General features: G+C 49.7%; 16 protein-coding genes and 1 pseudogene. 12 read left to right on the forward strand and 5 right to left on the reverse strand.

All coding sequences use genetic code 11. The features are described 5' to 3' along the window. Nucleotides 1-212 precede the first annotated feature (212 nt). From Q0986_RS19110 to Q0986_RS19120, 3 genes and pseudogenes are all read left to right on the forward strand, one after another. A pseudogene (locus tag Q0986_RS19110) lies at nt 213-647 on the forward strand (transposase); the annotation flags it as partial. A gap of 555 nt (nt 648-1,202) precedes the next feature. Then, the gene (locus Q0986_RS19115; protein ID WP_299414455.1) at nt 1,203-1,436 is read left to right on the forward strand and encodes a CTB family bacteriocin; all 234 of its coding nucleotides are present in this window, start codon (nt 1,203-1,205) and stop codon (nt 1,434-1,436) included. 327 nt (nt 1,437-1,763) lie between these two features. After that, nucleotides 1,764-2,096, forward strand: a complete 333-nt coding sequence (locus Q0986_RS19120; protein ID WP_299414458.1) for a hypothetical protein — start codon at nt 1,764-1,766, stop codon at nt 2,094-2,096. 132 nt (nt 2,097-2,228) lie between these two features. Here Q0986_RS19120 and Q0986_RS19125 read toward each other — a convergent pair whose 3' ends face one another. The 4 genes from Q0986_RS19125 to Q0986_RS19140 all read right to left on the reverse strand — a co-directional run bounded on the left by Q0986_RS19125 (nt 2,229) and on the right by Q0986_RS19140 (nt 10,617). Continuing rightward, nucleotides 2,229-5,765 (reverse strand): NB-ARC domain-containing protein, encoded by a 3,537-nt coding sequence (locus tag Q0986_RS19125; protein ID WP_299414461.1) that lies wholly within the window; start codon nt 5,763-5,765, stop codon nt 2,229-2,231. A 906-nt stretch (nt 5,766-6,671) separates the two neighbouring features. Then, on the reverse strand, nt 6,672-7,157 hold the full coding sequence (locus tag Q0986_RS19130) for a hypothetical protein (RefSeq protein ID WP_299414465.1): 486 nt from the start codon (nt 7,155-7,157) through the stop codon (nt 6,672-6,674). A 13-nt stretch (nt 7,158-7,170) separates the two neighbouring features. After that, complete coding sequence (locus tag Q0986_RS19135; protein ID WP_299414468.1) at nt 7,171-8,514, reverse strand: DUF3370 domain-containing protein; 1,344 nt, start codon at nt 8,512-8,514, stop codon at nt 7,171-7,173. 99 nt (nt 8,515-8,613) lie between these two features. Then, entirely contained in the window at nt 8,614-10,617 is a 2,004-nt protein-coding gene (locus tag Q0986_RS19140; RefSeq protein WP_299414471.1) for a cation:proton antiporter, read from the reverse strand. 138 nt (nt 10,618-10,755) lie between these two features. Between Q0986_RS19140 and surE the strand changes: the two genes are divergently transcribed. The 9 genes from surE to Q0986_RS19185 all read left to right on the forward strand — a co-directional run bounded on the left by surE (nt 10,756) and on the right by Q0986_RS19185 (nt 23,239). Then, nucleotides 10,756-11,562: a 5'/3'-nucleotidase SurE gene (gene surE, locus Q0986_RS19145; RefSeq protein WP_299414474.1), complete on the forward strand. Its 807-nt coding sequence runs from the start codon at nt 10,756-10,758 to the stop codon at nt 11,560-11,562. 117 nt (nt 11,563-11,679) lie between these two features. Next, nucleotides 11,680-12,582, forward strand: a complete 903-nt coding sequence (locus tag Q0986_RS19150) for an MBL fold metallo-hydrolase (protein WP_299414516.1) — start codon at nt 11,680-11,682, stop codon at nt 12,580-12,582. Between the two features lie 34 nt (nt 12,583-12,616). Beyond that, the gene (locus tag Q0986_RS19155; protein ID WP_299414477.1) at nt 12,617-13,540 is read left to right on the forward strand and encodes a bifunctional riboflavin kinase/FAD synthetase; all 924 of its coding nucleotides are present in this window, start codon (nt 12,617-12,619) and stop codon (nt 13,538-13,540) included. A gap of 19 nt (nt 13,541-13,559) precedes the next feature. After that, a complete protein-coding gene (locus Q0986_RS19160) occupies nt 13,560-14,489 on the forward strand; it encodes a MoxR family ATPase (RefSeq protein ID WP_299414479.1) in 930 nt (309 codons plus the stop codon). A 312-nt stretch (nt 14,490-14,801) separates the two neighbouring features. Then, a complete protein-coding gene (locus Q0986_RS19165; RefSeq protein ID WP_299414481.1) occupies nt 14,802-16,337 on the forward strand; it encodes a family 10 glycosylhydrolase in 1,536 nt (511 codons plus the stop codon). Between the two features lie 741 nt (nt 16,338-17,078). Beyond that, nucleotides 17,079-17,504, forward strand: a complete 426-nt coding sequence (locus Q0986_RS19170; RefSeq protein WP_299414483.1) for a hypothetical protein — start codon at nt 17,079-17,081, stop codon at nt 17,502-17,504. After that, nucleotides 17,501-19,165, forward strand: a complete 1,665-nt coding sequence (locus Q0986_RS19175) for an ATPase domain-containing protein (protein WP_299414485.1) — start codon at nt 17,501-17,503, stop codon at nt 19,163-19,165. The genes Q0986_RS19170 and Q0986_RS19175 overlap by 4 nt, the downstream gene beginning before the upstream one ends. A gap of 4 nt (nt 19,166-19,169) precedes the next feature. After that, nucleotides 19,170-21,308: an ATPase domain-containing protein gene (locus Q0986_RS19180; RefSeq protein ID WP_299414487.1), complete on the forward strand. Its 2,139-nt coding sequence runs from the start codon at nt 19,170-19,172 to the stop codon at nt 21,306-21,308. A 293-nt stretch (nt 21,309-21,601) separates the two neighbouring features. Continuing rightward, nucleotides 21,602-23,239, forward strand: a complete 1,638-nt coding sequence (locus Q0986_RS19185; RefSeq protein WP_299414489.1) for a GAF domain-containing sensor histidine kinase — start codon at nt 21,602-21,604, stop codon at nt 23,237-23,239. On the opposite strand, the gene Q0986_RS19190 is transcribed toward Q0986_RS19185, so the two are convergent. After that, nucleotides 23,217-25,379, reverse strand: a complete 2,163-nt coding sequence (locus tag Q0986_RS19190) for an ATP-binding protein (protein WP_299414491.1) — start codon at nt 25,377-25,379, stop codon at nt 23,217-23,219. The genes Q0986_RS19185 and Q0986_RS19190 overlap by 23 nt on opposite strands. Nucleotides 25,380-25,437 lie beyond the last annotated feature (58 nt).

Consider the following 25,437-nt stretch of genomic DNA (forward strand, 5'->3'; position numbering starts at 1 on the left):
ACATCTTGAGAAAGGGAATCGCTACCGCAGGGCATGTGGGAAGCGGGCTACTGGATAGTCAAAACGCTTCTGGAGATGAGGCCGCTACTGTGTTGAACCTGAGTTCAACACAGCAAGTCACGTCGCAGAAAGAAGAATCTCCTGCTATACCCGTAGGGGTAGCGGGATGAGTGTCAATATGGTTGTTCTGAAGTAGGACCCTAGTAAGAAGTGTGTCTATATAGTGGCTCTGAGAGGCATGTTGGCTGTACAGGGTCGTTGAACCTCAGACAGGAGAGAGTTTCTTCTATCGGTTTTCGCATCTTGATAGGGTGTGCTTTGAGCGGTTCCTTGAGAAATTCAGTTTGGCTTTTCCTCAGCGTTTGAATCTGATGCAGATGGATCAAGCCAGTGCCCATATGAGTGATTGGATTCTCTGGCCAGAGAATGTGTTACCGATTGTTCAACCCTCTCATAGTCCAGAACTCAATCCATCTGAGTGCTTATGGCAGGATTTGAGAAAGCGGTTCAAAGGCAAATGCTTTGAGTCTATTGGTTCACTTGAAACAGTGTTATTTGAGCAAATCAATACTCTGTCTAAAAAGGTTGTAGCTTCACTTACAAGATTTTCCTATATCTTGGATGCCTTAGATATACAGGTCACCTAATAGGTTAATTTGGGATAAGGCTAATCGCTGATGGATTGGAGGAAGCCCGATTTTAGACGGTTTTAAGCTGAGTGGCTATTACAGCTGAATTGGCTAACTGGTAGGAGTTTGGGAAACCGTTGTAATCGATTGAGTATGGCACAGACGGGATATGCCATCACATTGAGTTGCTGATTGATCTAACGGGGCGCATTCAACGATTGGAGGAGGATGCCCATTGTCATATCCAACGCATGCCCCAATTTATGATTGAAATCGTGGTTTATCATGGAGTTTTGTGCGTGTTTAGGTATATGAAACATCATAATATCTCTGGCAAGGAATAATATTAAAGAAGGGAATAATTTGATGATTAAATATTTTAAACGCAAAAATATTTATCCCTTTAAGTCTTGTCAAGTAAGGATTTCATTTTTTATTTTTGAGTATTATTTTGTGCTGTGACCTGGGTCACAGAGACACTTATAGACAACTGTTCTAATACGAAAAGTTCAAGAAAATAAGTTGTTTTTGAACTTAAGTGAATCCTGTAAGTGTAAGTTGAGGTAATACGTTATGTCTGAACTATTTACTGAATTATCTAATCAACAACAAGAGCTTATTGCAGGAGGTGCAGTCAAGACTCTAAACATCAATGCCACAACATTTGAATCTAATACTGAGTTGCTTGGTTCTTATGGTGCTGCTGCGTCTGGTCCTCATGGGTCAGCTGCCTTAGGCGGTATTCATGCTGCTAATCAAGAAATTCATACCAATGCTTTTAGTCTTCAAGCAGGTGATGTTGACTAGTCGTAAGTCCGTTCTAGTTCAATAGAATGCCAACACGAGACTCATATTCATATCTATTGCGTTCAAGTCATAGTTAAGTAAGCGCCAGATCAGGGATGAGAGATTGGGCTCCCTTCCTTGATTTGGTGCTCGCGAATTATGCCCTTGCTCATCGGGCCCCCTCCTATCAGGCTTTTTATCGGCCCCCTCCCTATACAAGCACAGCCACGACTAACCCCTTTGGCCATCCGATGCCGTACTTTCTGTGAATGGACATCGAAGACCCTGGCACTCAAAGGTGCAAAGTTTACTCCCAATTTTAGGTTGTTCTACTATTAGGTGAATGTGATGAATAGAAATCTCAAACATATATTATTGACTGCTGCATTGTCCCTGAACCTACTGCCAATGGCAGTTATGGCCCAAGAGGGGCGGTACGTTGTGGTTAATGGTCAACGCATGACACCTCAGCAACTGGCCGTTTTGGATCGCGTCAATTGCACGCGGATCCAAAATGGACGTTACTGGTATAACCCTTACACCAAACTTTGGGGTTATGAAGGGAATCCCTATCCTCAAGGTCGAGCGGGTGAAGCTTGCTACCAACAACAAACACCCCGCCAGCCCAGTTTGTCAGAACGAGGGTTGTTGTTTTCTCCTGGTGAATTACTTCGTGATTAATGGTCAATATTCGTTTTATGATCGGCTACTCATTCTATTTATGCCGTGATCTGACTTGAATTTCCAACGTATTTTCGAACGACTAACTTTGAGCAGGGAATTTAACCGACACTGCCTTTGTTGCCGCAGATGTTATGGATGCGACGAAACTGCTCCTAACCGGATCAGCGTGGTTCGTTGGGCTGTCGTTAACCCTCTCACTTCTGTAATATCCATGCCTTCATAAAGGCGATCGGACAGAACTTGCAAACAGGTTCCCGTCTTGACATCCCAAACCCGGATGGTTTGATCCTGAGAACCGCTTAAAACGCGATCGCCATCGGGATGAAAAGCCACTGAGAACACCTGATGCTGGTGTCCTAGCAGTGTATGCAGACAGGTTCCGGTTACTAAATCCCAAAGGCGAACTGTTTGATCATGAGAGCCTGTCACCAGCATGCGACGGTCTGGACTAAAGGCAACAGAAAACACCCAGCTTTTGTGTCCTATCAAGGTTTGAAGGCAGGTGCCAGTGTTAACATTCCAGAGTCGAACCGTGCCATCTCCACTGCCACTAGCCGCAATGGGATTGAGGGGCTCTTCTTCAAAGGGGGCAAAGGCCACATCATAGATGCGGGTTTGATGCCCTTTGAGTGTCTGTAGACAATCGCCGGTGTTAGGATCCCAGATTTTAACCGTGTGATCGGCACTGCCGCTGATAACGTATTTGCCAAAGCCACAAAAGGCAACGGAAACCACCTGATCGGTATGTCCCTGAAGACAGTGCTGGCATTGCCCCGTTTGCCACTGCCAAATCCGGACCGTATGGTCTGCACTCCCTGTGACTAAGCGATCGCCTGCCGGGTTAAAGTGGGCCGACAACACCCAATCCTTGTGGCCCACTAGCGTCTGCACACAGTTGCCCGACTGCCATTGCCAGAGGCGAACTGCGTTTTCAGCCGCAGCCACTGCAAGAATATGTCGCGAATTTAAGGCCACCGCTCGCACCGGGGTGGCGTGACCATCAAGGGTTTTCAGCAGTTGTCCGGTCTTAAAGTCCCACAGTTTAATCCGATGATCGCCATTGCCACTCACCACGACAGCCCCGTCGTCACTGAGGGAGATGGGGAAGGCCCAGTCGGTATGGCTTTGCCAGGTATTGAGACATTGAGGGGTCCGCCAGTCCCAGAGTTTGACGGTTTGATCCAGACTGACGCAGGCTAATGCCTGACCGTCAGGGCTGAAGGCTAGGGCGAAAATTTGGTTGTGGTGGCCATAAACGCTACCAACGTAGCTACCCGTTTCAGCATCCCAAAGTTTGATCTGATGATCGCTCCCCCCGCTGGCCAGGGTGTGGTCCTGGGGATTAAAGGCGACGGTGTAAACCCCTCCTTGATGATCGGTAAAAATATGTGAGCAGAGACCAGTGGCCATCGCCCAACAGCGGACGGTACCGTCATTACTGGCGCTCGCTAGATATTGGCCGTCGGCACTAAAGGCGAGCGATCGCACCCAATCGGTATGCCCTGTTAAGGTCTGTAGACATTGGCCAGTGGCCGTATCCCACAACTTGATGGTGTGATCCTCACTGCCACTGGCTAAGAGGTGTCCCTGAGGCCGAAAGGCCACTGCACGGACTCGTCCTTGATGTTGAGACAGCGTCAACTGACATCGTTGGCAGGCCACATCCCAGATTTTAATGGTGTGATCGCCACTGCCACTGGCCAATTGCTGACCATCGGCACTAAAGGCGACGGAAAACACTTCCTCTTGATGCCCCGTTAGAATCTGCAGGCACTGACCCGTTAGCCGATCCCATAGCCGGACAGTGCCATCGGCCCCACCACTGGCCAACAGCCCTGTTTCAGTCGGCGGAAAGGCCACAGAACGAATCCAGTGTGTATGTCCTTGATATAGGACTAAAAGCTGGCCCGTTTTCACGTCCCACAGCCGCACCGTATAGGCATTATCACAGGTGGCCAGGGCTTCCCCATCAGGACTAAAGGCTGCCGAGAGGACGTTCCCCGTCATCTCCGTAAATTGCGATCGCGACAGATCAGACCCCGTTAAGTTCACTTCAGGCAAATTGAGGTTTTGTAAGTTGGCTTGCCAGAGGGTCAACCGGGAAAAATCGTATCCACGCAAGTCCACCTTGAGCTGTCGGAGCAGGTTGACACAGTTGCCTGCCACATAGCCCGTAATATTGGCAGGTTTCCCTTGCAGAGACTGCAATATTTGCCGAATATGCGTTTCAACCTGTTGAACAGACACCAATTGCTCAACGACCCGTTCGGCAATGGGTTGCACAATGAAGCGGAGTTGAGCCTCGCGAATATAGTCACGGGCTTGAACTTTGAGCACCGCATGGGAGCGGAGCAGTTGAGGGGTCTGATGGACAATTTCAGCGGTGATGATGTCAATCAATTGGCTGACGACATATTCCATCACCACGGGCTGCAGGGTATAACCCACCTCCAGCTTTTCGATGAGGGAGCGGCGCTGGAGGGAATTAAGGGCTTGAATCAGTTCTCCGATGCGCTGGGGGCTAAAGCCATCGGCCTGGAGATCGGCCAGCGAGCTGGGCACTCGGTTAATGCCCAGCCAATACAGAATACTTTGCTCAAGGGCAGGCAGCCGCTGGAATTGCTGAGACAGCAGATCGCGAATATCGTCAAAGATAAAGGGACTCGTCTGGACAACCGTCAGAAACTGGTTAATGTCCTGATCAAAATAGTCGCGGATAGCAGCACGGACGATATTCAAGGCAAGCGGATTGCCAGCATAGTGCTCAATCAGCGGATTCCAATCCGTGCGTGAGGCGGAAAATTCGCCCTTGGCGGCTAAGAGATCCTGAGCAACCTCGAGGGGCAGTCCCTTCAGAGCAAGGCTTTTGGCATGCAGATCAAGGTGGAGAACCCCTTGGGGCTGTTCGCGGGAGGTCAACAGCAGACAGCTTTGGTGATCGGCTTGACCAATACACTGAAACAGTTGGCCATAGTCTTCGTAACCGTCTCGGTAGCGACCTGTGCGATCGCAACTGGCCAAGATAGACTCCACATTGTCCAAGATAATTAAGCAGCGGGACTGACGTAGGTACTTCAGCAGCTCTAGCAGTTGACCATCTAAATAGGCAGGTAGGGTTTTAGACTGGCGATCACTTAAGAACTGGATAAACTCCAAGACCACCTGAATCAGTGGCGGTGCATTGCGTAAACTGCGCCAAATAATCTTGTCAAATTGATCGGCCAGGGTCCGCGCAATTTTAGAGGCCAAGAGGGTTTTACCAATTCCGCCCATGCCGAGCAACAGCACCAGATGACAGCGATCCTGAACTATCCAGTCTGTGAGCTGGGTGAGTTCCTTTGCACGCCCTCGAAAACTATCCACTGTAGGCGCATCACCCCAGTCTTGGCAGGCTGCTACGCTTGGCGCAGCCGCTGGCAATGAGAATGACTCTTCCTGTAAGGCTTCAGACATGGCCACGGTCTGCCAGTCCACCCCCACGGCAGTACAAATAGCCATAAAGGTATCCATACGAATGGCCTGCCCAGCCCAGAAGCGATTTAAGGTCGAACGGGAAGTGTAAGCGGCTTGGCACCATTGCTGAGCGGTTTTATTCCACCGTTTTCGCCGTCGGGCTTGTTCAACGAGTGCAAGTCCTGCTTGGGATGCTTGGACACTTTCTGGCATACCTCAATCCCTGAATATATCTCCCCGTAAGGTTTTTGACTAGCTTTAATATAAACTTTGACCTCAATCTGAGTTCAATCTGAATGTTTTACCTATTATGAGACAACTGAGACAAAAACTGAGGCATTCTTATTTTGACTTTAAGTTAACCATAGCGGCACTCTTGTAGACTATCGAGTTCAGTTTGGAATGGGCTGAAATTACGCAGTCACAATCAAAAATTATCTGGGTCGATCCTGAGAATATTCTCACAAAGGTTTCAGAACTCTTCCGTAGAAAAAACTGGAGAAAATTGCTGAGATATAGACTGGGAAAATATTTCTGGATGTTTCGATCATGATAAAAGTATCGAGTTCAACACACATAAATGACACTTCAATTCACATCTATTCAGCCAACAATCACACCCATCAAGATTGATGTTGTGAAGCTTTTAGAGCATGGAGACAGCCCAACTGCAATCATCTTATCAATGGCGATATTTACTGCTGTATTAATTCGTTCATTGAAGCGAGAGATCCCAGAACAGTAATGAGAACGATAATAGTTCGATGGTCTCAGCTCGACTCTAGGACATCATCTTTTTCAAAACTTTCTCAGCATGATTGCAATGCAGTTACGATCTCCACTCCCCTCCTTTACAAACTTCAACAGCAGGGCCAATGAAGGAAACGTGCAGATGGACTTCATCCCACCGCTCAAGTGAACTCCGTAGGGAAGCCCACTAGCCATGGCTGTAACCGCTGCGATTAGCGGATTTTAACCAGCTCTATGGCCATATTTCTCAGGCCAAAACGCTGGTTCCTGTTTTGATTCGACAATAGTGATCACACCTCTGGCACGGGCACCTGTTGGCGATCTAGAACGCGATTGCATCCGTTGAATATCTCGATTGATGCCAGAGGTCTAATCAACCCTCCATGTTCCGTTAGCTGCGAAGCTAACTTTTACCGTCCCACTTTGAGTCTGGAGGAAGGATTGACGATGCCAGGTGAATAGCAGTGAACGTTGCTCAATGGCAGATTGAGCCGTGCCAATATTGATGGGATTACTGCTACCGCCCCTTTCGATGCTTACCCCTGGTGCCGCCTTTGCAACCTCAACCTCGGCAGAGGCCAGATAGGTATGATTCTGCTGTTGAAGGCTCGTCCACACTAAACACATTTCTACCCCAGACTCACCCAAGGGAAAGGTTGCTTGATGCTGTGTTTTGTCGAGAGTCAGCGCATCTCGATTTTGCACATATTCAGAGAATTCAAGCGGCGTTCCCAATGGCCCTACAGGCGTATTTGAGGCACTACAGCCCACCATTAAAAGTCCGGCCAATAACACACTCTCCCACCTGGAAGGAGAACTAGAGAACAGCTGACATCCAAGTAGCCCAGAAGTCATTGTTAAACCCCTACTACTTTGGGGATATTGTTTTGATCGTCAAGACTTGAGGTGGTGTGGAGTCTGGAGGATAGAGAAACTCAACATTGACCAACGTTTGCTGTTTGGGATCAATGGGTAAGGTGATTAAGGCTTTACCCCGCTGGCCGCGTCGTTGGACTAAATGGAAAAACCGTTTTTGCGCCTTACCAAAGGTATCGGTATAGCTTAACTTGACCGTCCCACGGAAAAAGGCGGATCCCGTGGGCTGTTTGAGAAAGCGTAATCCCTTCTGCGTCAGTTCATCCTCTTTGATCGGGGTTTGCAACGACAGCGTGATCTTTTGTGGATCATTCGTGGCATTTTTTAAGGGCAGATCGAGCTTATATCGTAGTCCATAGTTGCCATGAGACTTATAGGCCGTATCGTCATAGCGAACCAGCATCGGCGCACTTTGAATTTGCCCTGTCCCCAAGGTGCCGCGATCGAGGGAATTAATCACATAGGAAATGGCCTCGCCGGGCTTGGGGATATCTAGTTGGTCATCACCCGGTTTATTGGTGACCTTTGCTTTCCATTCAGAGCCTTGGGACACTCCTGCCACACGCCCATAGAGAAACGTTTCGGCTTTGGAGTCAGGAGGGGTTGGGGGCTTATCCCGGGGACTGACGAGATTACTTTGGGTCAGGATCTGCTTCCAGTCCTCCAAGAGAGGGGCCTGGAACTTCCATTTCGAGGGAGACCGGGCATAGCGGGTCATGCTGGCGGCATAGAGTTTGCCATTGGTCCACAACCGCAACCAGGTGGTTCGACTATTGCTAGGGGGAAGCTGCAGGTTCACCAGCATTTTGCTTTGTCCTGGGGGAATCACCAGATTGGTCTCCCAACCCGCTTGCCGTTGTCGACGCAGCACATCACCCGCCGTTCGACTCCCCGGTCCAGAAAAAAACTTACCCCCTGGATCCGCGGCATGGTCGGGTAAGTCCACAAAAGGGGCTTGAGACTGGCTGAGATAGCTGTTGGCTTGTAGAACCAGTACCTTTACAGGCTTACTTGTGGGGTTATGCAACAATACCCCCAAATATAAGGGGCGCTTACCCTGTTTAGAGTCGACACGGGTGACATGATGGGCAAAAACGTCAAACCGCCCGGACAAGGCATAGTTGAGATGGGCTTGAGGATGTTGCTTGCCTGTTCCCGGAAAGGTTGAAAGGAGAATCCCTTCCGATTTCACCACCTCGGGGCTATTACTGTTAAAAACGGGAAACTGATCGAGCTTCCCAGGCAATGCTCTTACTTCCTGAGGAATCACGACCTCTGACGCAGCGGCAACCGGTGATGCTTGGGCAAGCAAGAGAGAAGACAGGAAAATGGACATAAACTCCTGAAAAAAATTTAAGCGTGTAAATTTTACCAAGCCATGCTCCCTTTCTGCTTATGCCTTTCCTTTCTGGGGGTGGGATAGATGCATCACTCGTTAGCGAATAGGCTGGGATAATAATCGTTCAAAGGCTTGTCTTTCCTGGGGCGTTCCAACTAAAAGAAGGCGATCGCCCACTTCTAGTAACGTCTGGGCATGGGGATAGCGAAAGGTTCGCTGGCCACGACGCACTGCCATAATGGTGGCCCCTGTCTGACGGCGAATATCGGATTGAGCAATCGTGCAATTGATAAAGGGGGCATCGGGCTTGAGGGTATACCATCGGCCTTCCAGTCCTTCCACCACGCGCTCAAGTTCTGGCGGTACGCGATCGCCGAGTTGTTTGGGGATGATTTCTCGATAATGCCCCGCCCGATAGGTATTGGCAATTTTTTGGACCTGCTGAATCGGATCATCCAGATTCAACAGCACATGGGCTCCCATTTCCAGGGAAGCCTCAAATTCAGGCTGTACCACCTCCTTGGCTCCCAGCTGATAGAGCACATCAATTTCCTGGATGGCATGGGCCCTAACGGTGACGTCTAAACTGGGAACCATGCTCAAAGCCCGCTTTAAGGTCAGTCGGGTGGCTAAGGGATCCGGGAGGGCAATGGCTAATACGCGGGCACGGTCCAGTTTAGATTTGCGCAGCACCAGTTCACTGGATGCATCGCCAAAGAGGTAGGGAATCTGCTGATCTCGCAGGGTTTGTAACGTGGCTTCGTTATTCTCGATTACGAGAACGGGATGACGTTGCGATCTCAACATCCGCACCAGGGTTTGCCCGACCCGACCATAGCCTGCTACCACACAGTGTTCCGATAACCCTTCTGGAATCACCACCTCTCGGGGACGCTGGGTATAAATAAACCAGCGACCAATCACTGGCATTCGTTCAAGATAGCTAAAAAGATAGGAAGACAGCTTAAAAACAAACGGCGTAATCAGCAATGTAATTGCCGTTGTCCCCACGGTTAAACCATATAGACGGGGCGAGAAGAGTTTTAATTCAACCGCCACGCCCGCTAACACAAAGGAAAACTCACCAATTTGATTAATTCCCAGCCCCACCGTCAAGGCCGTCTTAAATCCATACCCGAAGACCGCCACCAGCGCTGTGACAATCAGGGCTTTACCCACCATCACCATGGCCACCAGACTCAGCAGCGTCCCCATATTCTGAATCAAAAACTGAGGGTCGATCAGCATACCAATCGAGGCAAAGAACAGGGTGGCGAACACATCCCGCATAGGCAGAATGCTTTGCAGCGCATGATCAGCATATTCCACCTGGGAAATCATTAACCCGGCCACAAAAGCGCCCATCTCAATTCCCAACCCCATGGATGCCGTTGCCAACGCAACCCCCATACAGAGAGCCACCACACTAAGCACAAACAGTTCTTGCGACCCTGTTTGAGCCACCTTCTGCATCAATGTCGGCACCACTTTCAGACCAGCAATGATCGCCAGCACAAAGAACAACGCCGTTTTGAGGATGGCAATCAACAAAGCTTGGCCAATACTGGCAGGCGGCTGAGTCAAAATGGGTAACACGGCCAGCATCAGTCCTAAACTCAGATCCTGGATAATTAAGATCCCCAGCATCACCTGACCGTGCGTGGTCTGCATTTCATTGCGCTCAATCAAACTCTTGAGCACCACCGCCGTGGAAGACAGCGATAAGACTGCTCCCAGAAAAGCAGCCTTTGGCAGCGTATCCACCCAGCCCGTGAGATAAGCCAGTCCCCCTCCCAGTAAGGTCGTTAGCAACACCTGTAGGGTGCCGCCGCCCAGGGCAATTTTGCGAACCTTCAACAAATTACCGAGCGAAAACTCTACTCCCAGCGCAAACAACAGGAGAACCACGCCCATCTCAGCAAAAAAGTTGATGGCGCCATCCGCCTTGACCACCCCTAACCCCGCTGGCCCCACGGCCAGTCCAGCTAGCAAGTAACCCAGCAAGGCCGGTTGACTGAGTCGATGGGCGATATAGCCTCCTGCCGCCGCTGTTCCTAAAACGGCGACCATATCGACAATCAGAGAGAGTTCTGCGGCCATAACTGGGAATCTGTACTCGATCTTTTTAAGACACGCTAGCCTAACATCTTAAAGGGTTGTCTGAATCGACTGTATGATGCAAGCAACGTCGCTTGTATCCCATTTTGCAACCCATGCCTTGTTCTTGGTCGTAATCCCATGAAAATATTAGTTGGCAATGATGATGGTATTTTTGCGCCGGGTGTGCGAGCTTTAGCCAATACCCTGGCAGCCGATCATCAGGTTACGGTCGTCTGTCCAGATCGAGAACGCTCAGCCACCGGGCATGGCCTCACCATTCACCAGCCCATCCGAGCCGAGCGGGTCACCTCTGTCTTTGTCGATCAGGTGGAAGCATGGGCCTGTTCTGGCACACCGTCTGACTGTATCAAATTGGCCTTAGGCGCTTTACTAGAACACCCCCCTGATTTTGTCTTGTCTGGAATTAATCAGGGTCCCAATCTAGGCACCGATATCCTCTACTCAGGTACAGTTTCAGCAGCCATGGAAGGGATGATTGAAGGGATCGCCAGTATTGCCATCAGCTATGCCAGCTTCACAGACGCCCAGTTTCAACCGGCGGCTGACTTTGCCCACCAGTTTCTAGCGCATCTGATTAAGAATCCTCTTCCCCAACCCATATTGCTGAATGTTAATGTTCCTGCGCTGCCCGCGGATCAAATTCAGGGGGCAGTGATCACGCGCCAGGGGATTCGTCGCTATCACGACATATTTGAAAAACGAATCGATCCGAGAGGAAAAACGTATTATTGGTTAGCGGGCGAGGTCATGGAAGATCTGGAGGAGGAAGGAATGGCGGATAGCCCTGTCTTCACTGATGTTCAGGCCATGCGTCAGAATCTAATTGCGATTACGCCTTTGCAATATAATCTCACCTCAATCCGGGCGTTAACGCCTTTAACAGACTGGCTTGCACCCTTCAGTCAGCGTAAATCTGTGCTTTGATCTCAACTAATGTTTCCCAATTAGGCTAAAATTCACAGAAACCCGCAGAAGTTTCGCTGCTTCGATATGATTGGACTAACGGCTACTGATTCAGTCCGAGCCACCAACTACCCACCTATGCAGGAAAAACTTACCGTTCGCTTTTGGGGCGTCAGAGGCAGTATTCCTTGTCCAGGACTACACACCGTTCGTTACGGTGGCAATACCCCCTGCGTTGAGGTGCAAGCGGGTCACCATAAATTTATTTTTGATGGCGGTACCGGACTCAGGGTATTAGGCCAGGAACTTTTAAAGCAGCTGCCGGTAGAAGCCCATCTGTTGTTCTCTCATACCCATTGGGATCATATTCAGGGGTTTCCATTTTTTGCGCCAGCCTTTATGCCGGGCAATCGCTTTCATATCTACGGTATGCGGGCTTCCGATGGCAAAACCATTGAGAAGCGGTTGACCGACCAGATGCTGCACCCAAATTTTCCAGTCCCTCTGCAAATTATGGGCGGAAGCCTGAATTTCCATGATTTAGAGGCGGGGCAAACCATTCAAGTCGAAGATATTATCATCCGCAACACCATCCTCAATCATCCAGGGGGGTCTGTGGGCTATCGATTAGAATGGCAAGGGCTCACGGTTACCTATGTGACGGATACGGAGCATTTCCCTGATGCCTTAGATCCCAATGTGTTAGCTTTAGCCGATCAGGCTCACATTCTGATCTACGATTCCACTTATACGGACGATGAATACCATGAAGTGGGCAATAGTAAGGTGGGCTGGGGGCACTCGACTTGGCAGGAAGCAATCAAAATTGCCAAAGCTGCTCAGGTGGAACAACTGATCCTCTTCCATCACGATCCGCTGCATAATGATGTTTTCTTGGATGAGATGGGGCGACAAGCGAGCTGTCGGCATCGGAACACGCTCGTTGCCCAAGAAGGTCTAACCATTACCCTGACGCCTAACGGCAAATCTTCATTTCAGTATGCGGATCCGGTTCATGCCGTCTCTTCAGTGCATGAGTAAGCTGTTGTACCGAATCTATGTCAGGATTTAAGTTGTGCGGGTTACTTCACTATTAGAGATAGCGCCAACGCCAACGGCAGTGGCGCTCGGCAACTTTGATGGGATTCATCGGGGCCATTGCCAAGTGATTCAGTCCCTGCTGTCGGCCTGCCCAGACCAGGCTCAGGGGACGGTGGTGGCCTTTGATCCTCACCCGCAGGCATTTTTTTCAGGTCAACATCAACCCTTGCTGACCCCGTTAGCAGAAAAAGCCAAGCTGCTAGAGGCCTTAGGGGTGGATCAGCTCGTCCTGATTCCCTTTAATCAAGCTTTAGCCCGTCTCAGTCCCCAAGCCTTTGTGCAGGAGATTTTGGTGGAACAGCTGGTGGCCCAATGGGTGAGTGTGGGGTTTAATTTTTACTTTGGCTATCAACGGGCTGGAACCGCCAAGGATTTAGTGGAGATCGCAGGTCAGTATCAAATTCCGGTATCCATTACCGCCCCCCAAACCAATGGGGCAGAACCGATTAGCAGTTCAGCGATTCGAGCGGCCCTACTCCAGGGCGACTTGCAAACTGCCCAAGAAATGTTGGGACGCCCCTATGACCTCACGGGAACCGTGGTCTATGGTCAGCAGCTAGGGCGCACTATCGGCTTCCCCACGGCCAATCTGCAAGTGCCCACAGACAAATTTTGTCCCCGCACGGGCGTGTATAGCGTTAGCGTCACTAGCCCCCAATGGGCGCAACCGCAACGGGGCGTCATGAATTGGGGCTGTCGACCCACAGTAGACGGACAACAACCGAGCTTAGAAGTTCATCTCCTCGATTGGTCAGGGGATCTGTATGGGCATACTTTGACTGTGCATTTGCAGCAATTTCTGCGATCGGAACAAAAATTTGCCTCTTTGGACGCACTCAAAGCTCAAATTCAAGCCGATTGTGACATCGCTCGTTCCTCTCTCGCGGCAGTTGTTTAACCCATCCCCTTAGGTAGCTATGGTCAATACCCTTGCCAGTACCAGACCGCAACTACAGCGGCTGCTAGATAATCTTGGCACCACCATTGTCGGCAAACAGGATGCCATCCAGTTGGTATTGGTGGCCTTACTCTCTGGTGGTCATGCTCTCTTAGAAGATGTGCCAGGTGTGGGCAAAACCTTACTGGCTAAATCTCTGGCTCGCTCCATTGATGGTCAATTTCACCGAATTCAATGTACGCCCGATCTGCTGCCGAGTGATTTAACGGGGACCAATATTTGGAATCCCAAAGAGGGGAAATTTGAGTTTTTAGCGGGACCGATTTTTGCCAATGTGTTGCTGACGGATGAAATTAATCGGGCCACCCCGCGAACGCAATCTGCTTTATTAGAGGTGATGGAAGAAGCTCAGGTCACCATTGATGGCGTCTCTCATCCTGTTCTTGAGCCGTTTTTTGTGATTGCAACTCAAAATCCGGTGGAATATCAAGGGACCTTTCCGCTGCCGGAGGCTCAGCTCGATCGCTTTGCCCTTGCCTTAAGTTTGGGGTATCCCTCGGAAGCGGAAGAGTTACAAATGTTGGAGCGTTTGCAGGCTGGCAAAACCTTGCAAACCCTTCAGCCCTGCATTACCCTGGCAGAAGTCAGACAGCTTCAGCAGGACTGCACTCAGATCAAGATTGAATCTTCTCTGCAGCGCTATATCTTAGCCTTGGTCCGAGCCACCCGCGAGCATGACGATATCACCTTAGGCGTTAGTCCACGCGGCACTGTTACCCTGCAACGAACCGCCCAAGCCTTGGCCTTAATCCAGGGAAGAGATTATGTGCTGCCCGATGACATCAAATTTTTGACCCCCTTTGTCTTGCGCCATCGCCTAATTCCCGCCGCAGGCCACAGTGCCCAAGGAATTGTTGAGCAGTTATTGGGGACCATTGCGATTCCCTAATCCGGCTCGATCGCGCTGCCTGCTAACAGACTGGATTAAAAGATTAGATTGGAACCGCGTAGAATATCTCCGCGTCAGAGAGAATATCAATATGATTTGGCTCGGTGGGAGAATTCAAGCTAACCAAGGGCTTATACGGTCTTTGCCCGCTTGATTTATCCTGTCGCCATTTCACAAACGAACCTCAAGCATTTTATAAATGAGGTTGTTGCCCATACACCAATGACAATCTCATCCGATTGTTCTGAAGATTGGTGTTCGTTCAGGCAAAATTTGGATTCTGCTGGTTTACTTCACTCCTTTGCTTATCCTATGACAAAGCGTTTTTCTTGGTTTTCCGTTTTTCTGCTCCCTTTGACCTTAACTACCACTGGTGTCAGCGCTTTGCCAGCCCAGGCCCAAGCCCCTGGATTTTGCCATGCCCCTCCCGGCGAAGCCAAAGCCAAGCTCAAGCTGCTACGGGCTGCGATCGCAGGGGATGCCTCAGCTCAACGGGCCTATGACCAGAAAGTGGCTGAAGATGCTCGCCAACTGCAACAATGCCGTTCGCAAAATTGGCCTCAGAATCAGGCCATCTGGCTGCGCCTCCATGCCTGTGACTTGGAACCGGGTGTGTTAGACACCCTGCTGGATCGGATTGTCAGTCGTGGCTACAACCAAGTGTATGTGGAAGTCTTTTATAACGGGCGTGTTCTGCTCCCATCTGCTAATAATCCGACGGTTTGGTCGCCTGAGGTGAGAGATCCCAAATACGCCAATCGAGATTTACTGGCGGAAGCAATTCAAAAAGGGCGGAAACGGGGCCTCAAGGTCTATGCCTGGATGTTTAGTCTTAACTATGGACTGCAATATGGGCAACGGAGCGATCGCAACGCCACATTGGCCCGCAATGGCAAAGGTAAAACCAGCCTCACGCTCCTAGACTATGCCGACCCCAATATTAATCTCGATAATGGCGATATTGATCGGGCCTTTGTCGATCCCTATAGTCCTCAAGCACGTCAAGACTACGCGCGCATGGTGCAAGCGATCTTACAGCGCAAGCCGGATGGCATGCTGTTTGACTATATTCGGTACCCTCGCCAAACGGGGGGCGCTTCAGTCAGCAGTAAGCTCAGCGATCTGTGGATCTTTGGTAATGCAGCCCAGCAAGCACTGATCAACCGGGCCACCAATCAAAAAGGGCGGGCCGTGATTCAACATTATCTGAAGCAGGGTTCGGTCTCAGCAGCCACGTTAAAGAGCTTTGACAGTCAATACCCCAAAGAAAAAGCAGCGCTCTGGCAAGGACGGAATATTCCCAAGGGTAAACTCCCCGCTGTGGGGATTCGCACCACCCGCTTGAATCGGGATTTGTGGCTGTTAAGCGTGGCCCATGCCTATCAAGGGATTGTGGATTATCTTTCGATTTTTGCCACCACCTCTATGCGTCAAGGCATTCCCGCTGGAGCCGCCTTTTTCCCTGACGCTAACCGCCGGGTGGGTCAAGGTTACGACTCCAGAATGCAGCCCTGGCACCGCTTCCCTAAAAATATTGAATGGCATGCCATGTCCTATGGCACCTGTGGCGACACCAGTTGTATTGTTCAGCAAGTGCAGCGCGTCTTAAAGCAAGCAGCGGGGGCGCAGGTAAAGCCTGTGATTGCCGGTCAATGGGGCCGTACCTATCGCAACCGTCCTTCCTTGGAAGCCCAAATGTCGGCCATCCGCCGGATTGCCCCCCAAATTAAGACGGTCAGCCACTTTGACTTCTCTTGGCAAGATCCCCAGTTTGCCAATGCCCGCCGTTCTTGTCGGGTGACATTGTTGCCGGGAGAGGATAGTTTGCAGTCTTCTATTGTTCCCTAGCAATTGGCAGAACGACAACGCATCCCAGTCCAGTGAATCAACCTAAATCACGCATCATGATCAAGCATTCAAGCTTTACATGAATAACGCATTCAACGGGGTGTTTGTTGATCCTCCTGATCCAGTAGGCGATCAATGCAAGGGGTGAGACGCGTTGATCAGAGATTTCAGGTTGAATGCTCCAACATTGACCTATCAAACCTATGCTTTGCCCACAACTCCTGTAAGCCTTATAGTTATTAGGTTCTATGCTTTAAAAAAAGCTAGGATGCACATAAAAATTAGAGAGAACGTCAAAGATATTGCACTGGCCCCCCTACCTCCCCTTTCTTGAATGCCGCAGGCTATATTCTGGGGGGAAATAAGCTGGATTTTGGGTTTCTCCCCCCAAGGTTTGGGGGGCTAGGGGGCGAATGCAGAATGGTACGAGATCCACAGGAGATGTGTGTATGCTTTGCCAGTGCTTCATTTAAGGACTTGTGGGTGAGGCATAGCCCATAAAACAGTGATGTCCGCGTGAGCGATAGCGATTATTGAAGTGAACGACTCAAACTGTTGCAGAAGGGTGGGAAGTTACCCAATGTTGCATTTTAGATCTAATGCATGGATGCAAGGTGTACAGTTCTTATTGGAACACGATATAAAAGTACAATTTTCAAGTATTTTTACCTATTTTTAGCTTGGTTATCCCATTTAGACCTAGTTCAGATGGGTATTGAATCATGATTGAAAGAGAAAAGTATGAGCCACTCGGGACAGCCGCCTGATCAAGCCAAAAACGTTTCGGAAGAGAGCGTGCAAGAGCGTGTTGATCAAGCTAAAACCATCGCCCGCAAAGAAGAGGTGATTGAAATCTATGAAGACCTCTTAAAAACAATTTGGGACCGGATTATGCCGACCCTCGGTCGCGTCACCGTGACGGCCATTATGGAACGGGCTTTAGTGTTGACGGCAGAGAAATATCCGGTGATCCATCATCTGGAGGTGAGGGCAGCAGGCGTTTCATTTGATGTGTTGCGTCAACGTCTCGGAGAAGAAGAGAAGTTAGCAATGCGGGATGCACTTAAGGAGTTGATTGCCAATTTGATTGATATTTTAGCCATGCTGACTGGAGATATTCTGGTGCAGCAACTTCTTAAGGAAATTGAGGGAAGACAGCTCATATGACAACGCCACGTTCTCGGAAATCCTTAGGCAAGTTACCCACCAATATTCCAGGTCTAGACTCTATCCTTTCAGGCGGTATTCCCGAACTATCGATCAATATTGTCACGGGACCCCCCGGCGCTGGCAAAACCATTTTCACCCAGCAAATTCTCTATAGTAATGCTAGTCCGGACCGTAAAGCGCTCTATTTAGTGACTCTCTCGGAACCCTCGGTTAAACTGCTCCATTACTTGCAGCGGTTTAGTTTTTTTGATGCGGAAAAAGTCGGCAGTGATGTCAACTATCTCGATATTGGTGAAGTGATTCGGGAAAAGGGACTGGAAGATGCCACGAATGTGATTGTCAAGCATGTGCAGGAGCACAAGCCATCCATCGTGGCGATTGATAGTTTTAAGGCCATCCATGATATGGCGAAGGATCCCGTTGAGGTCCGTAAGTTTGGCTATGACCTGTCGGTCCAGCTGACCACCTGGGGCGTGACGGCATTACTGATTGGTGAATACACGCCAGAAGAGATTGAGAGTGAACCCATTTTTGCGATCGCAGACGGGATCATCCAGCTGCATAATATGCATCAAGGATTGCATTATCAGCGCTACGTGAACGTCCTTAAGCTGAGGGGAGAAAGCTATTCTACCGGGCTGCATCCCTTTGATATCGACAGCACAGGTCTAACGGTGTATCCCCGGATTAAAACCGTAGAAGAACCCGGTGAAATTATCCTCAGTCAACGCCAGCGCGTGTCCACGGGGGTAGAGGAGCTGGATACGATGCTCGAAGGCGGCGTTCCTCAAGGATCGGCCACGATGGTGGCAGGCGGCGCGGGTACGGGTAAGACGCTCTTGGGGCTGCATTTAATTACGGCAGGGGTCGCAGCCGGAGAACCCGGTGTCATTGTCACTTTCCAAGAGAATCCCCAACAGCTCAGGGAAATTGCCTATTCCTTTGGTTGGGATTTAGAAGATATGGAAAAGCAGGGGCTGCTGGTGCATCTCTATAGCTCTCCTGTGGAACTGCAGCCCGATATCCATGCCGCCCGGGTCAAGGAAGCTGTGAAAAAGGTGGGGGCGAAGCGGGTACTGCTCGATTCCCTGAAAGATATTGAAATTGCTACCCCGGATAAGGTGCGGTTCAAAGACTATATTTACTCCCTGGTCAACCAGTTCAAGTTGCAAGGGGTCACCACTCTGCTCACCAATGAAATTCCCGAAATGTTTGGGCCGTTTCAGTTGAGTGAGTACGGTGTCTCTTTTGTTGTCGATAATGTGATTTTGCTGCGCTATCTGGAATTGACGGGACGGATGGGGCGAGCCATTAGCATTATGAAGGTCCGGGGATCCCAACATAGTAAGGAAATTCGATCCTTTGAAATTACCAATCAGGGCATCCGGATTGACCGCATGGTCCAGGCCCACACAGGCGTATTAACGGGAATCCCGGTATTTAAAGAGCGCAATAAAGATTTGCTCTACTTACCCAATAAGGCCCGCTATGTCGTGGAGGTGCTGCAGGAGAAAGGGCTATCCAGTGCCGATACCCTATCTCAACTGACTGGTTTAGCACTGGATGATCTCTCCCAAGAGTTAGAAACCCTCCGAGAGCAGGGTATGGTGGTGGTTGCTCAAAACGGTGATCAGTCCCTCTATAAGGCAACACTGTAGAGCGATGCCAGAGATCAAGTTACTGCCGACGAGCGTTCCCAATCTAGATGCCGTATTGGGAGGTGGCATTCCTGCCTATTCCCTCAATGTGATCGCCGGATCGCCGGGCAGTGGCAAAACGATCCTGGCCCAGCAAATTCTGTTTAGCTATATCCAAAATCAGTCCGAAGCCAAGGCCCTGTATTTAAGTACGCTGTCTGAGCCCTCCATGAAAGTGGTGCGCTATATGCAGTACTTTAGCTTTTTTGATGGAACGGTTTTTGGTGAACGGGTGATTTACCAGGATGTGGGGTCATTTTTGATCGAGCATCCACTGACGGCTGTCGCTGACCAGATTATGGAACTGGTGAATGAGCATCGGGCCGAAGTTCTGGTGATTGACTCTTTTAAGGCTATCCATGACCTAGCCAAAAACGAAGGGGATTTTCGCCGCTTTTGTTTTGATCTCTCGATTCGGCTAGCCAGTTGCCGCTGTACCTCGTTTTTGGTAAATGAATGTGATCAAACCCTGATTACCAAGAGTACGGAGTTTGCGATCGCAGACGGTATCTTCTATCTCTCTATTTCAGAAAGAGCAGGCACACCCAGCCGTTTTCTCCAGGTTTATAAAATGCGGGGGCGAGACTCCCACATGGAGCCCTTTCCATTTCTAATTTCTGATGATGGCATTAAAGTGCTTAGTCCCGCTCTGACCCTCCGTCGTCGAGAACATAATCTGGAAATTGAAGAAGACACCTTATCCACAGGTATCGATGGCCTCGACCATCTGTTGAAAGGAGGCATTCCCCTAGGGCGATCGCTGATACTCTCTGGCGTGTCGGGCACTGGGAAAACGACCTTTGCCCTTCAGTTTCTAATTGCAGGAGCCAGTCAGCAAGAACGAGGGCTACTACTCTCCTTTGAAGAAACCCGAGATCGCCTCTACCGCAGCGCAATGGGCTTTGGATGGGACATTGAACGCTATGAACAGGAGGGGTTATTACGGGTTCTATTCGTCCCCCAAACCGATATTCGGATCGAAGAGCAGCTTGAGCAGCTAATCCAAGAAGTCGAAAGCTTCCAACCCCGGCGTTTGGTTGTGGACTCCTTGTCTGTTTTCCTCTATCGGGTACAGGATCCGGCTATTCAAAGGGAAAAAACCTTTCAGTTAGCGACGCTGATGCAGCGAGTTGGTGGTGTTGGTATCCTAATTTCAGATATTCCCGCCAACGATACCCGTCGTCTATCTCGGTTTGGCGTTGAAGAAACCATCGCCGATGGCACCCTGGTGCTCTCCACTGAAATGGTAGGCAAGCGACGGCAACGATATCTAGAAATCTTTAAGATGCGCGCAGCAGACTATGTAGCGGGTCGCCATCGGATGGAGATTACCGATACGGGCATCCAAGTGTTTTACGTCAGCGATCGTGCACCGACAGAGTCTTTACCCAATCTTGCCAACCATCCCTTCAGTTTTCAGCCCGTCCAGCCTCTATTTCAGGGTGATTTATCCTTTGAAACCACTTGGCTGGTGCGTGGTGAATCTGGCTTAGGCAAAACCACTCTTGCCTATCAATTTTTAATCGAAGGCTTAAAGAGCCAAGATTCCGTTTTGTATATTGGTGCTGATGTCCCTACCCCTCGGACCCTGAAGGCCCTTGAAGATCTGCGTTTTCTTCCCCAGCCCTATCTAGAATCCGGCCAGCTGCGCCTATTGGATATCTTTGGTTACTCCTCCCACTCCCTCAATATCGAAGATACGGAGGTGTTTCTCTATAAGCTGGCCCAGCATCTGGATGAGATGCCCAAGCCCTGTCGCGTTATTACGGATTCCCTCACGCCTTTAGCGATTGCCCATGCTCACAGCGACTTCGTCAATCTGATCTACCGAAAAAATCGACTTCTACATCAACCCGGTGTCGTTTTATTTGATATTTTCCTCAAAGGCATCCTAGAGCCAGAGTTGAGATCAAGCCTGGTGAATGCCTACGATATTTCTATCGAACTCTATCGACCAGACTGGGGCGAAATGCACCAGCTCGGCAATTCAGGCTACCCGTCTCTTCGGCTCACTAAGGCCCGGGGTGTCAAAGCAGATACGCGCCCTTATCCCTATCGGATCCGGGATGGTGAAGGCGTTGTGGTGCAGACCGACTATTACTGAACGGTGGGACACCCAATTGGCAAACGTTTAGGGGTGAAAGCTCTGTGATGCTTTCACTTCTCAGTTAAGCAATGTTTCTTATCCCCAAGATACCAGTGAGTTCTCGTAGAATATAAAGCAATAATAAAGAACACTTCAATCTTTTGTTGAATCTGGAACTCTAAACTGCTTGATATATTTCACGAAAGCTTGTTCGTGAACTCTCTAACAGCAGCAAAGACTTTCAAGCATCGTCAGTCAATATCTCTGACTCTATTGCCAGCGACATCGGGTTGATGCTTGCAAAGGTCTGTATGATGGAACGTTCAAGGAAGATAGAGCAATTATCGGCGCGTAACGCTGAGTTAGAACTGTTATTGCTCCAGCGAACCTTTGAGCTAGAGATTTTGTCCGAGTTGTCGCACCAGGTCAGCTATCTGCTGGGTGATAAAGATTTACTCAGTTTGCTGGTCAATAGCCTTGACCGCGTCTTACCCATTGATGTTGCTGCTGGACTCATTTCTGTACCGGGTGATCTGCAGTTAGTTTTTAATTCAACCCATCCGCTCAGCGATCTAGCTCAAGCTGAAATTCGAGAGCGACTGCTGGCTGGGTTTAGTTTGATGAATGGGGTCTCCTCCGCCAAGACCAATGTCTCCTTGCAAAGAAGTAAACCCCATGCAGATTGTCCGCCTCTGCATCGACTGGCTTCGATGGTGATGGTGCCAATGCTGGTGGAAACAACGGGGCAACCAGATCGACCAGAAACCGTCGGTATGTTGCTGATAGGGGCTACGACCCCAAACGCGTTTACTCAAAGTCATCTTCGTTTTCTATTCACCGTCGCCAATCAAGGCGCCGTATCTCTAGGGCGGTTGCGATCGCATCTCTCCGCTGAAAAACACCGACTGGAGCAATTCACCACTTATTTTTCTGAGGGTGTTGTTATTGTCAGTCGAGAAGGCCATATCCTCTTTACCAATGAAGTTGCTCAACAACTCTTGCCACAACTGGCTGATATCGACCACCAACAGCGCCTGCGACACTTTGCCCAAAAGCCTCTAGAGCAATGGCTTTTAGAGGGTGAATCTCGACGGTGGCAGGATGTCCCCCGGCCGGATCTGACTCAGCCGCCCTTAGAAGTGATGGTGCAGCAATCGACCCCCCTCTCCACCGCCGACTGCTACACCCTAATTATTCGAGAGAATCGGGCCACCGAAAATCTGGAACAACTCAAAGATCAGCTGATTGCCACCATTAGCCATGAACTCCGTACCCCCTTGACCCTGATTTATGCGCCTTTAGAAATGCTGGCGAGTGGGTGTATCGGGAGCTTGACGGAAGAAGGGTTGCAATTGCTGGACATTGCGATTCAAAGTGCCAACCAGCTCAAATGTCTGATCGACAATATTTTGGAGCTGAGTCAGCTAGAATCTGGCCTCATTACCCTACAGTTTGAGCCCTGCAACGCCAAGGTGTTAGTGGAGAAAGCGGTCGCTCTGATGACCCATACCTTGGCCCAAACCGGGATTCGGATCGAGCAGATAGCCTCCCGGTCCGAGGCGGTCAGTTATGTCGCGAATCAACCTTATCTTTGCTGGGTGGACCCAGATTATATTTTGCAAGTCCTCAAGCAGCTTCTAGATAATGCGATCAAATTTTCTGATCCAGATAGCCAAGTGACGATTGAAGTCGTGGATCAGATTCACGATGTTGTGATTAGGATTATAGATGAGGGGATGGGCATCTCAGATGAACAGCTCTCTTGTATCTTCGCTCGCTTCCAGCAAGGGGATGGCTCCAGATGTCGCACCTACGATGGGATGGGAATTGGTCTGGCCATTTGTGATCGCATTATCCGTCTCCATAGAGGCGAAATTTGGGCTGAAAGCGTCCTGAAACAGGGCAGTACGTTTTACGTTACCTTACCTAAAGCGAAGCGGAGTCTTTAGGCCCCTGAGTTGTAGCCGGAAATTGAATCGTCACCGTCGTTCCTTGATTGACTTGGGACGCAATTTGAATCTGGCCGCCGTGGAGTTCCACAAACTTTTTGGCAATGCTCAATCCCAAACCTGACCCTTTGATCACATCAACATTCTCAGCTCTAAAGAAGGCTTCAAAGACGTCTGATTGATCCTTTGGCGGGATGCCAATCCCCTGATCGGCAACACTCAGCATCGCTGTTTCAGGGCTACAGATGAGCTGCACGTTAATGGCACCGCCATCGGGAGAATATTTGATGGCATTAGTTAGTAAGTTGGTTAAAATCTGGCGCAATAGCTTTGGATCGGCCGTTAACGTTGTGTCATTGCCCTCACAGGCAAACAGTAATGTGTGGTTATGGTTGCTCAGCAATTGATGTTCGTTCACCAACCGCTGACAAAACGCCTGCAGATCCAATTTAATAGGTGTAAAGTCCATTCTCCCAGACTCAGTCTGCTCGATTAAGAGCATATCGTCCACCAGCTCAGCCATGTACCGAGTCGCTTGTTGAATTCGCCCTAAGAAATGATTTCTTTGATCCACGTCCAACTGTTGATGCCGGTTTTCCAAGAGTTCTGCTGCCATACGAATCACCGACAAAGGGCTACGGTATTCATGGGAGACTGTCCGTATGACTCGGGACTTCAGATTCACTAACTCACGGGCATTTTCTAGCGCATTTTGAATTTTGGCTTCAAAGCGTTTGCGATCGCTAATGTCTCGAATGACCACCACCCAGTAGTCCAGGTGTGGATCCATGGAAATCGGTTTAATGGTTGCTTCAAAGACCCGATCAGGATGCTCCAATAGCGTTACTTCTCGGCAATCTGGATCATCCAGTGTGCAGTTCATCAACTCTTCTAAGGTCTTATTACCCAATTGTCGTAAGCATTTATCCGTCCCCATTTCCGACAAGAGGGCGAGATAGTTCTGGGCCTTGCCGTTGGCCAGCACCACGCGACGTCTTTGATCCAGCAGCAATACGCCATCCGTCAGGTTTTTGATCACCTGAGCCAATTGGTCGATGGCGAGTCGCGATCGTAGCCTTTGGATCAGCATGGCCACATGGCTCGCTGCAAAATAAAGCAGACGAACATGTTCTTCATTAAACTGTGCTGCTTGCTCAGCACCAACAAACAACAACCCAATCACCTGTGGTTCCTGCTCGGTGGGCACAATGAGCGGCACGAACAGTTGGGATTGGATCGCTCCTAAGGGGGGTGCTTGGTCATCAATCGCCTGCGGATCCAAAATATCCACGTTGAGTTGGGCCGCCTGCAAATCCACCCCACTCAGATAGGCCAGATTTTTGAGGATGGTGTTCTGAATACTGTATTCAATGATGTGGGGAAGGGGACGGTAGGTTTTAATAAAAAACTTACACTGGGGACGATGTTGATGATGTCGTTTGGCAAAATGGCCCCGCAACACGTCATCCATTCGGGTCAAAAAGACGCCTCCAGAAATATCATAGGGAATCGTCGAGCAGAGATCTTCTAAAATCGATTGGAGTAAGGCTTCATCATCATGGGCAAGATGACCTTGCAGAGAAATATCGTACAGAATTTGGGATGAAACGGTGGTCTCCAACTTCTGGCTTTCTAAATCAGCCTGTAGCGCTTGGAGGGCCAACAGTTGCTGACTTAAAAAGGAGTCGGCCTGGGGGAGTGGAGGATCAAGGATCGTCTCAGCAGCGAGGGGCTCTTGCTCCAAGGCTGTTTCTGGCGAACCGTCTTGGTCCAAGAGGGTACCGATGCCATAAGTTAATTGTTGTTCGTCTTGCCACAACTGCCATGTCACACCACGAGACCCACCGTCTTTGTGCAAATGGCAATTCTGAAACTGAACGGTTTGCCCTGCCTGGACCGTTTGATAGGCAGCAATGGTGGCTGGTTGAGTCTGAGGATCTACAGAATTCAGAAAGGAGCCAGCCATTAGCTCTGACAGAGACCACCCCAAGGACTGGGTCCAAGCCTGATTCAATTGCACAAACGAAAAGTCGGGACAGATAATGCAACATAAATGAGGAGACAGCTCAAAAAAGGCTTGGAAAGCATTGGCTGCCATTGCCTGATCGTTGCGTATCTTGTGGGTTTGAGAAACGGACATCCGAGTGCTAACTGATACCCTAAGCTCTTCACACTAAGAACCAACAAGTGACAGGGGA

This window comes from Acaryochloris sp. IP29b_bin.148, assembly GCF_028285565.1.
Lineage (GTDB): Bacteria > Cyanobacteriota > Cyanobacteriia > Thermosynechococcales > Thermosynechococcaceae > Acaryochloris.

What these genes read in the sequence shown, in the direction of transcription:
- Q0986_RS19115 (WP_299414455.1), top strand. Translation starts at nt 1,203, where the DNA reads ATGTCTGAACTATTTACTGAATTATCTAATCAACAACAAGAGCTTATT.
- Q0986_RS19120 (WP_299414458.1), top strand. Translation starts at nt 1,764, where the DNA reads ATGAATAGAAATCTCAAACATATATTATTGACTGCTGCATTGTCCCTG.
- Q0986_RS19125 (WP_299414461.1), bottom strand. Translation starts at nt 5,765, where the DNA reads ATGCCAGAAAGTGTCCAAGCATCCCAAGCAGGACTTGCACTCGTTGAA.
- Q0986_RS19130 (WP_299414465.1), bottom strand. Translation starts at nt 7,157, where the DNA reads ATGACTTCTGGGCTACTTGGATGTCAGCTGTTCTCTAGTTCTCCTTCC.
- Q0986_RS19135 (WP_299414468.1), bottom strand. Translation starts at nt 8,514, where the DNA reads ATGTCCATTTTCCTGTCTTCTCTCTTGCTTGCCCAAGCATCACCGGTT.
- Q0986_RS19140 (WP_299414471.1), bottom strand. Translation starts at nt 10,617, where the DNA reads ATGGCCGCAGAACTCTCTCTGATTGTCGATATGGTCGCCGTTTTAGGA.
- surE (WP_299414474.1), top strand. Translation starts at nt 10,756, where the DNA reads ATGAAAATATTAGTTGGCAATGATGATGGTATTTTTGCGCCGGGTGTG.
- Q0986_RS19150 (WP_299414516.1), top strand. Translation starts at nt 11,680, where the DNA reads ATGCAGGAAAAACTTACCGTTCGCTTTTGGGGCGTCAGAGGCAGTATT.
- Q0986_RS19160 (WP_299414479.1), top strand. Translation starts at nt 13,560, where the DNA reads ATGGTCAATACCCTTGCCAGTACCAGACCGCAACTACAGCGGCTGCTA.
- Q0986_RS19165 (WP_299414481.1), top strand. Translation starts at nt 14,802, where the DNA reads ATGACAAAGCGTTTTTCTTGGTTTTCCGTTTTTCTGCTCCCTTTGACC.
- Q0986_RS19170 (WP_299414483.1), top strand. Translation starts at nt 17,079, where the DNA reads ATGAGCCACTCGGGACAGCCGCCTGATCAAGCCAAAAACGTTTCGGAA.
- Q0986_RS19175 (WP_299414485.1), top strand. Translation starts at nt 17,501, where the DNA reads ATGACAACGCCACGTTCTCGGAAATCCTTAGGCAAGTTACCCACCAAT.
- Q0986_RS19180 (WP_299414487.1), top strand. Translation starts at nt 19,170, where the DNA reads ATGCCAGAGATCAAGTTACTGCCGACGAGCGTTCCCAATCTAGATGCC.
- Q0986_RS19185 (WP_299414489.1), top strand. Translation starts at nt 21,602, where the DNA reads ATGATGGAACGTTCAAGGAAGATAGAGCAATTATCGGCGCGTAACGCT.
- Q0986_RS19190 (WP_299414491.1), bottom strand. Translation starts at nt 25,379, where the DNA reads ATGTCCGTTTCTCAAACCCACAAGATACGCAACGATCAGGCAATGGCA.